General features: G+C 58.1%; 8 protein-coding genes. All 8 read right to left on the bottom strand.

Going from position 1 to position 8,832, the window contains the following annotated elements:
• Positions 1-1,968 (bottom strand): [protein-PII] uridylyltransferase (locus MHY13_RS10520; RefSeq protein WP_239283060.1); only part of this gene is annotated, 1,968 nt, incomplete at its 3' end.
• A gap of 6 nt (positions 1,969-1,974) precedes the next feature.
• On the bottom strand, positions 1,975-2,313 hold the full coding sequence (locus MHY13_RS10515) for a P-II family nitrogen regulator (protein ID WP_005325265.1): 339 nt from the start codon (positions 2,311-2,313) through the stop codon (positions 1,975-1,977).
• Positions 2,314-2,543: 230 nt separating this feature from the next.
• Positions 2,544-2,912, bottom strand: coding sequence for a Na+/H+ antiporter subunit G (locus MHY13_RS10510; RefSeq protein ID WP_204608484.1), 369 nt, complete (start codon positions 2,910-2,912; stop codon positions 2,544-2,546).
• Between the two features lie 3 nt (positions 2,913-2,915).
• Complete coding sequence (locus tag MHY13_RS10505) at positions 2,916-3,206, bottom strand: cation:proton antiporter (RefSeq protein ID WP_005328765.1); 291 nt, start codon at positions 3,204-3,206, stop codon at positions 2,916-2,918.
• The gene (locus MHY13_RS10500; RefSeq protein ID WP_005325271.1) at positions 3,203-3,736 is read right to left on the bottom strand and encodes a monovalent cation/H+ antiporter subunit E; all 534 of its coding nucleotides are present in this window, start codon (positions 3,734-3,736) and stop codon (positions 3,203-3,205) included. Before MHY13_RS10500 ends, MHY13_RS10505 begins: the two co-directional genes overlap by 4 nt.
• Positions 3,737-5,278: a monovalent cation/H+ antiporter subunit D family protein gene (locus MHY13_RS10495; RefSeq protein WP_204608481.1), complete on the bottom strand. Its 1,542-nt coding sequence runs from the start codon at positions 5,276-5,278 to the stop codon at positions 3,737-3,739.
• Entirely contained in the window at positions 5,278-5,754 is a 477-nt protein-coding gene (locus MHY13_RS10490; protein WP_239283059.1) for a sodium:proton antiporter, read from the bottom strand. Before MHY13_RS10490 ends, MHY13_RS10495 begins: the two co-directional genes overlap by 1 nt.
• A complete protein-coding gene (locus tag MHY13_RS10485) occupies positions 5,754-8,732 on the bottom strand; it encodes a DUF4040 family protein (RefSeq protein WP_239283058.1) in 2,979 nt (992 codons plus the stop codon). The genes MHY13_RS10490 and MHY13_RS10485 overlap by 1 nt, the downstream gene beginning before the upstream one ends.
• Between the last annotated feature and the right edge of the window lie 100 nt (positions 8,733-8,832).

Raw genomic sequence — 8,832 nt, 5'->3', positions numbered from 1 at the left:
CACCAAAGCTTGGGATACCGAACCCCAGTCGAAGTGGAAACCGATTTTTGGAAGCAGAACCCGCCGCAAGAAATAATAGAAATCAAGGCAAATGCCTAGGAACAAAACTCGGGGCACTTCAATCTCCTGCGCTGCCTCCTTTAGGGTCTGTTGCACCGTGCGGATGAAAAACTCCGCCTTATAGGCACCGTCTTCCTCGCGAACGATATTAGCCCGCACGATGGTCCATCCGAGAGCCGATAACAGGGCAAATATGCGCTTTAGCTCCCCTTGAGAGGTACCGCACCACGACACGCTGACTTCTTGGTCTTCCCAATCCACTTTGAGCGCAACGCCTTCGCTAGATAGCGGTACATGCACAGCAGGGCGGTCGAGAACACGTGGTTTGAGCGCCTCAAGTGCCCGCGCGACGATCAGCTTTTGTGCTTGCTCCACTCGCGGTGTCCACACGCCAGGCCCGGTCGATTGGGCATCAGCCTCAGCCAACACCGCTAACAGGGAAATAGTTAGCTGATCATAATGCGCGGCAGCCAATAAGGTGTCGCGAGCGGCGTCGGAGGCCGGATCCATCGTCGCCGCTAACCGCGCCAAGGTGGTATGTTCTGCCACCAGGGTTTGGGCGCGCGACCTATCGGCAACACTCAACCGCATACGGGCTGCCTGGCGGGTAATCATCTCCGCACCTACTTGCGCATGAGGGCGCCCGTAGCCCTTGCCTATGTCATGGTAAAGCGCCGCCAAAAGCAATAAGTCCGGTCGAGCCACCGAGGTACGCATTTCCGCACAGCGGGTAACCGTAGCGATGAGATGATGGTCCACCGCATTGACGTGGCTGCGCTCGCGCGGCAATAAGCCGCGCACATGCCCCCATTCCGGGACTAAGCGTTCCCATAGGCCATAGTGGTCCAAGTCCTGTATGACACGCGGCGTGCATCGCGGGGAGGACAAAATAGCGAAGAAATCATCCACCGCTGCCCGCGGCCAGCGTGGCGGCAGCTCGGGCAGGTCTTGGAGCTGGTGCCACGTGGTCTCGGCGATGATATATCCCGTGCGTGCCGCGGCAGCCGCCACGCGGGTGAGCAGCCACGGGTCCTCTACATTTGGCTTGCGCGAAAGGAAAATGCCGCCGGCCTCAGCCACGACGTCCACATCGAGCGGGCGGCGCCGGCCCCGGCCGGTCGCTGAAGCATTACGGCCTAGCACCCCACGGGCGGTTGCAAGGCCGCGCTCCACCGCCTTATTGACCGTGGCTGCAGCGCTGACCAAAGCTGCCGTCAGTGCGTAGCGACTTTCAAAACCCAGGTCCGCCGCTACGTCCGCGGCAAACTCGGGATCCAGTATGTCCCGGTGGCGCCGGGCTGTGACGTGCAGGAGCGTGCGGGCGTCGAGAAGCAGCCGCTGTTCACCGTCCAGATCTGGAAAGTCGCACAGGTTGCCCAAAGCCATCGCGCGCAAGAGCTGAATATCGCGCAGTCCCCCGCGCCCATTTTTCAAGTCCGGGTTCGTCATCGCTGCCACCGCGCCCGAACGTTTCCACCGAGTAATCGCGGTATCCAAGAAATCATCAAAGCCGCGCTGCAGCTGGCGCCGCCACGCAGCGAGCAATTGCGCCCGCGCCTCATCCACCAGAACCTTGCGCCCTGCTACAAAGGCCAAATCCAGCTGGGCAAAGCCGGCAGAGGCATCTTCGGCAGCAATCGCCCCGCACTCTTGTGGGGTACGTAGGGCATAATCCAGGCGGTACTTGGCATCCCACACGGGATACCACAGCTGCTCCACCAGAGTCAGATCTGGCTCGTGGCCTTCCGCATAGATGAGGATGACATCAATATCCGAGTACGGAGTCATCTCATTGCGGGCAAAGGAACCGGTGGCAGCGAGCGCGGTTCCTGGTGGAAGCTCGAGACTGCGCAATACACGAAGCGCCGAGGCATGGGCCTCGGCGCGAATCTGTGCGGCGGTATGCATGCGGGCTTAAAGTGCCGCCTCGCCGCGCTCGCCAGTGCGCACACGAATGGCATCTTCAACTGGGGTTACCCACAGCTTGCCGTCGCCGATCTTGCCCGTGTAGGCAGCATCCACGATGGCGTTAATGATGTCTTCGACGTGGTCATCGGCCGCAACAACCTCCAGCTTGACCTTAGGCACGAAGTCAGTGGCGTATTCTGCCCCTCGGTATACCTCGCTGTGCCCACGTTGCTGTCCGAAGCCCTGGCTTTCTGTAACAGTGAGGCCGCGTACTTCCTGCTGCTCCAGAGCCTGGCGGATTTCCGGCAGGGTGAAGGGCTTAACGATGGCCGTGATGAGTTTCATTGTTACTCCTTGCAATCTCTTCGGGGCGGGTCTAGAAGCACCGAATAACGTGCACCCATTCTAGCCCGAGCACAACAATTGCTGTGCAACTTTTCCGCATTGTGAATCCAGGGTGCAGGTGGGCTCAGAAGACCCCACTGTGCAACCAGAAAAGCGGCGAGCGGTTCTGTTCTCCGCGCAGCTACGCGCAGGAGCAGAAAGGGCTCGCCGCCAGAAGGAACTGGAGAGGACTAGATATCGTCTTCCCCTGCTTGCACGGTCTGAATTTTCTTATGGTTGTGCTTGGCGTGCTTGACGTCGGTGACGGTTACGCCATAGATGGAACGGCCCAGATAAAAGGAACCTACCGAGCCGATGATCCATACACCGAAGCAGGCAATCAGTGCTTGGATGAGCAGCCACAGCGAAAAACCATCGCGGCCAAAGTCCACGACTAGCTTGGCCACGATGATCAGCGGCACCGCAAGTCCCACGGTAGGGCCCAGCAGGTTGGCACGGGTCAAGGCATCGGGCGCTCGCCACAGAGACACCACCGTAGCGACCACCAAGATAGTAGCGATGATAAGCAGGACCGAAGCGATAATTTCAGAGATGGCCATGGTTTATCGCCTACCCTTCGAAATAATGCGGGCCATCGATAGCGTCGGTAGCACACCGGCGGCAATGGCTCCGAGGAGTGCAATGTAATACGCCATCGGGGCATTATTCGTCATCGACCACGCTAAATACATGCAGATCATGCCGTAGAAAACGATATCCGAGGTAATGGCGCGGGTGAGCTCATCGCGCGTGCGAAGCGCCAGCAGCACGCCGCACCACGTGGCGATGCCCATGATGAATACGCATACAAATACGACCCAGCCGAACGGGGACAATGTGGCAAAGTCAATCATCGCTCGGTCTCCTTTCTGCGTTGTACGTTGCGTGCGCGGCGCTTTGGCTTTTCGACGTCCGCTTCGCTTTCTGAAAGCGGAGTGTCCTCCGCCCGAGCCAAGTCTGGCGAGCGCATATAACGACCGACGGACTCGAGCGGATACTCGTAGAAAGCCTCATCCAATTCTGTAGTCTCCCCTTGCCCCGGGACGCCGTAATCGATGTCCTTAACCCGCGGGGCGAGGCGCTGTTCCATATCAGCAAGATCAGCGACGATTCCCGCTGGGTCGGATCCTTGGACGGCCTGTACCAGCACGATGCGGGGCAGACCCTTGCGGGGCGGTTCACGCAAACCGAGCGAGAGCGTGCCCGGGGTTGCGGTAATGGAGGACGTAAACCAGAAGATCTCCCAGGCGCTAGTCACGCGCAGTGGGTAACGAATGATAACCGGGTTATATTCGTTATCCGGTTTGAAGGCCGCCAGTGCCAAGCTAATGCCGGCGACGAAAATCTCCTTGATGAGCCACAATGCATACACAATTGCGTTCATTTAACGGCCCTCCTGGATTTCATCGATATTGGGAACGGCAATCGGCTCATCTCCCAAGACGGTTTCAGTATATGCGTTAGTATCCAGCAGCTGCTCCGCTGCAGAATCCACGACATCGAGGACGATGCCGGAGAAGATGAACATGCACAGCGAACCAAGGATGAGAGCCGCGGATGGGGCCATGAGCTTTTTGCGGATGACCAATTCATCTGGGACCTTGTCCTCCGGCAGGCCCTTGCCCCAAAAGACCTTGCGCCACACGCGCAGCATGGCCAAGAAGGCAGCGAAGGAAGCGATGATGATGGCCGCGATAGCAATCCAGGCCCAAGCACCGCCCACGCGGGCAATCTCGAAGACAATCATCAGCTTGCCCCACATTCCCGAGAACGGTGGGAAGCCCACGACGGAGAATGCACCGGCAGCGAAGATCCAGGCGATGATGGGGTCGCGGCGAGCAAGGCCGGAAAGCTTGCTGAGCAAGCCTGTGCCGTAGGTTTCCTCAATGGCACCAGAAGCCAAAATCAGCGAACCAACGGTCAGCATGTGGTGAATCGTGTACATGATGCCAGCTGCCAGTGCACGACGTGGGTCATCAGAGGTGAACGCAAGCATGACCAAAATGAAAGGCATGCCGTTGAGCATCTGGTAGCCGAGGACGCGGCGAATGGAATTTTCCGCTAGGCCGCCGAAGGCACCGATCATCATGGAAATAATCATGATGACAATGATCATCACATTCCAGCGCTGTTCCAGATCGAATAGCTGCACGTAGAGGCGGTAGAGCATGTAGACGGCCACTTTGGTGTGCAGGCCGGAAAACAGGCCCATCACCGCGGCCGAGGTCCCTGGGTAGGTGCGTGGCAGCCACGACTGCACGGGGAACACGCCGGCCTTGGCGGTAATCGCAATGAGGATCAAGCCTGCTGCCACGGTCACCGGCCCATTGCCTGCCGCTGCGCCCTTCAGCGCGCCCAGGTTAACCGCACCGGTAACCGAATACATATAACCCACGCCAACAACCAACAAGGTGGAGGCGAAAAGGTTAACCAAGACGAAGGCACGGCCGGCTGCCAAGCGCGACCACGTACCAGACATGGTGATAAGGCCATAGGACGGCAAAAGCATGACCTCAATAAAGACGAAGAAGTTAAAGAGGTCGGCGGTGAGCAATGCGCCGCACACACCAGTGATCAAGATCAGGGTGAGCGAAGGATAGTAGCGAGACTTAGTCTCTCCGCCCACAATGGCAAACCAGTTGGCACCAAACGCGACGATCATCGTAGTAATGATCATCAACGCGGAGAAGGCATCGGCCGCAAACGGGATACCCACATTGCCTTGGTAGAGGCCAACGGTATGGGCTACTACCCCATTGTTCATGGTGTAGATGAGCAGGCCCAAGCCGGCGAAAATTCCAACGCCCGGGATGATAAGCATGATGGAATCGCGCACCGCACGCCACGGTGCTAGCAGCGCGAAGGCCGCTGCAATCAGCGGGACCGCTGGAAATAGCGGAAGGAGTTGAGCTACAGCATCAGCCATTATTTGTCATCCTCCTTCTGTTGAGTTGCCCCGCGTTCTGCAACGGGAGTGTTGTGGTCCACCTGACCGATTCGGTCCAGCTGATTGGTGGACTCTTCCAAAATTTGGCGATTTTGGGCGTCTCGACCCAAGGTCGAAAAGGCATGGTCGATGGTGTTGTCATCAACCGGCTCCACCACGTCGGTGTCGTCGTTCTTGCCCATGGCCGCCATCGTCAACAAGATGGTCGAGGTTGCCATGGAAATAACGACGGCGGTCAGCACAAAGGCCTGCGGCAGCGGGTCGGCCATCTGATCGTGCGGAACCTGGGATGGGAAGGACTCTCCGCGGTAGGAATACACGCCCGTAGCCAGCAGCATCAGGTTGGCACCGTGGCCAAAGGTCATCATGCCCAACACGATGCGTACCAGGCCGCGCTGCTGGATGAGATAGACAGCACTGCCGATGAGTAAAGCAATAGTCAGTGCAAGGATCATTACTTCTCCCCTCCCCGGTTAGCCACGGAGCGCTTATTCTTCCTCTTCGTCTTTGCTTCCGAAGGCGTCAGCAAGGCCAACGGATCGGTCGAAGGGTTGATCGGGTCTGGGTACGGATCGTCGACATCCTCGAGCGAAATGCGTGGAGTCGTCGGCAGCGCGGAATCATCATCATGAACCCATGGCAAGAAGTCACGCTCCGTGCCTGGGCGCAAGTAGCCACCCAATGCGTTAATCGCCATGGTCAACATACCCAGCACTGCTAGGTAGATGCCCAAGTCGAAGATGAGCGAGGTGGTCCAGTGTTGGCCAAAGGCCTCGGCATGAATTGCAGCCAAGAAGCCACCATTGCCAAAGCCGTGGTGCAAGTAACCCACAAAGCCGGCGATCAAGGCGGTGATGATGCCGATACCGGTCAGGTGAATCGGAGTCATGCGGCCGAAAACAATCTCATCGGAGCCACGGGACAGATAGATAAGCCCGATTGCCGCGCCCATGATCAGCGCTGCGGGGAAGCCACCACCGGAGGCATTGTGCCCGCGGAAGAAAACGATGACGGACATAATGACCAACAGCGGGATGACAACGTGCACGCCCTTGCGCAATGGCACGGAGTTCAGCTGGGACTGGCCAAACGGTGCTGGGCGTGTACCCGACTTGAACGGGAATCGCGGCAACGTCGTAGTGATGGCTGCAATAACCACCGCAGCCATACCCAGAACGGAAAGCTCGCCCAAGGTATCGAGTGCACGGAATTCCACGATGATAGTAGCGACAACATTGTCGCCGCCGGTGATATCCGGAGCATTGTCCAGGTACCACATGGCCAAATCGGAGCGCTCGTGGCGGCCCATGAGTCCCCACACGCCCAGGAACGCAGCCACACCGGCCAAGACCGCAATGACGATGGAGCCGGTCTTGCGGGATTTGTTCTTCACCGGATGGAAGGTTTCTGGCAGGTAGCGCAGCACCATCATCATGACGATGACGGACAGGGCCTCCACCATAAACTGGGTCAGCGCCACGTCAGGTGCGCCCAGCAGGAACATCTGCAGGGTCACGCCCGAGCCGGCAATGCCAATCATGATGGCACCCGTCAAGCGGTTCTGGGTGCGCACTAGTCCAAACATCGCTAGGGCGATGATGCCCAGTGGCAGCAGGTCCCATGGGTTATCCAAACCATCCACCCGTGGCTGCAGTGCTACCCCGTCGACGCCATCGCGGATGAGGGTGGTGGCAACCAGCACGATGATCAAAATGACAATCGGCAGCATGTGGCGGGATGGATTATGCGAGTCGGACATCTTGCCCAAGACGCGCCCCAACTGGGAGCAGCCCTTCATCAAGGAGTACAGCAAATCATTGCCGCTACGCGGCATGAACTCGTGGGCTTCAAAGCTTGCCCACATCTTCTTGCGGGCAAAGATACCGGCAATACCGAGGATGAGGACCACTAGCGAGATAAGGAAAGGAACGTTGAGCCCGTGCCAGAGGGCAAGGTGCGAATGATGCTCCAATCCCACGGCAGCCACTGCATCATCGATCGGGGCATCAAAGAGCCCGAGCACAAATACCAGCGGCAGAGACATAAAGCCCGGCAAAGCTGCAGGTAGCCACAGCGACACTGGTGCTTCATGGACATCTCCCATGTCGCGAGGTCCGTCAAAGAAGGCGCCGAAGACAATCTTTGCGGAGTAAGTAAAGGTAAAGAAAGCACCGATACCGGCAACGATGAGAAGGATTACCTGGCCCGCGCCGCCAATCTGGGCGTCTTCAAACGCGGTAAGCATTCCTTCCTTGGACACAAAGCCCAAAAGCGGTGGCACCGCAGCCATCGAGGCTGCACCGATTACTACGGAACCGAAGGTCCACGGCATCTTATTCCACAGCGGTCCAAGGCGGCGAATATCGCGCGACCCAGCCTCGTGGTCGATGACGCCAATGAGCATAAACAGCGAGGACTTAAACAGCGCGTGCGCCAGAGTGTGGACCAGCGCTGCGGCGATAGCGAACGGGGTGCCCACACCGATGGTGGCAACGATCCAGCCCAGATGGGAGACGGTGGAATAGGCCGTAAGCTTTTTCAGATCCGTCTTCTGCACTGCAAATACCGCGGACATGACCGCGGTGCCCATGCCTACGACGATGAGCAACCAATTCCACACCGCCACATCGTGGAAGATGGTGGAAAAGCGAATAAGCAGGTACACACCGGCCTTGACCACCGCTGCCGCGTGAAGGAAAGCCGATACCGGCGTGGCGGCGGCCATAGCCTCTGGCAACCAGAAATGGAATGGGAACTGCGCCGCCTTGGTAAAGGCGGACGCCGCAATCAACACGGCTACGGCTGCCGTTACCCCTGGGCGTTCCGTCCATACAGGGGACGCCAAGATATCAGAAACGGTAGTCGTTCCGGTCACCGTCGCGGCGATACCCAAGCCGGTCAGCAGGGTCAATCCGCCAATGAAGGTCAGGATCAGTGTCCGCTGCGAACCAGCCTCGCCGCCGGAACCGGAGCGAGCGATCAACATAAACGAAGCCAAGGAGACTAGCTCCCAGGCAAGGAACAAAACCACCACGTCGTTGGCCAGAACCAGCAACAAGATGGACAGCGTGAACGCTGTCATCAAGGTATAAAAGCTGGTGTTGCCCTCATTCTTGGGCAGATAGGCCGCCGAATAGGTGAAAACGACGGCGCCAATGACCAGCGCCAACATAGCGAAGAAGATGCTCAACGCGTCCCCGCGGAGAGCAAAACTTACGTCGACGCCTGGTGCGATGAAATCACGCACCCAAGTGGCGTGGAAACTTAATTCCTCCCCGGCTGCAATGGCAGGAAATTCCTTGGCGATGAGGACCGCTGCAATAAGAAAAAGGCCAGCTAGTGGATAGCCTGCCTTTCGGTCAATAACCTTTACGGTTACCGGTGCCAAGATCACTGCCAGCGCCGCGAGGAGGACTGCATAAAGTAGCGTCACGAAATACTTGCCTCACGAACCTTGGTCTAGGTTTAATGCGAATTTCGCATTAAATACAGCCCTTTCAGGCTACCATTCCCGCCAAGGTCAAACCACATTG

Source organism: Corynebacterium sp. ACRPE (genome assembly GCF_022347435.1).
Classification (GTDB): domain Bacteria; phylum Actinomycetota; class Actinomycetes; order Mycobacteriales; family Mycobacteriaceae; genus Corynebacterium; species Corynebacterium tuberculostearicum_D.
This window is presented reverse-complemented; position numbering and strand designations above follow the sequence as displayed.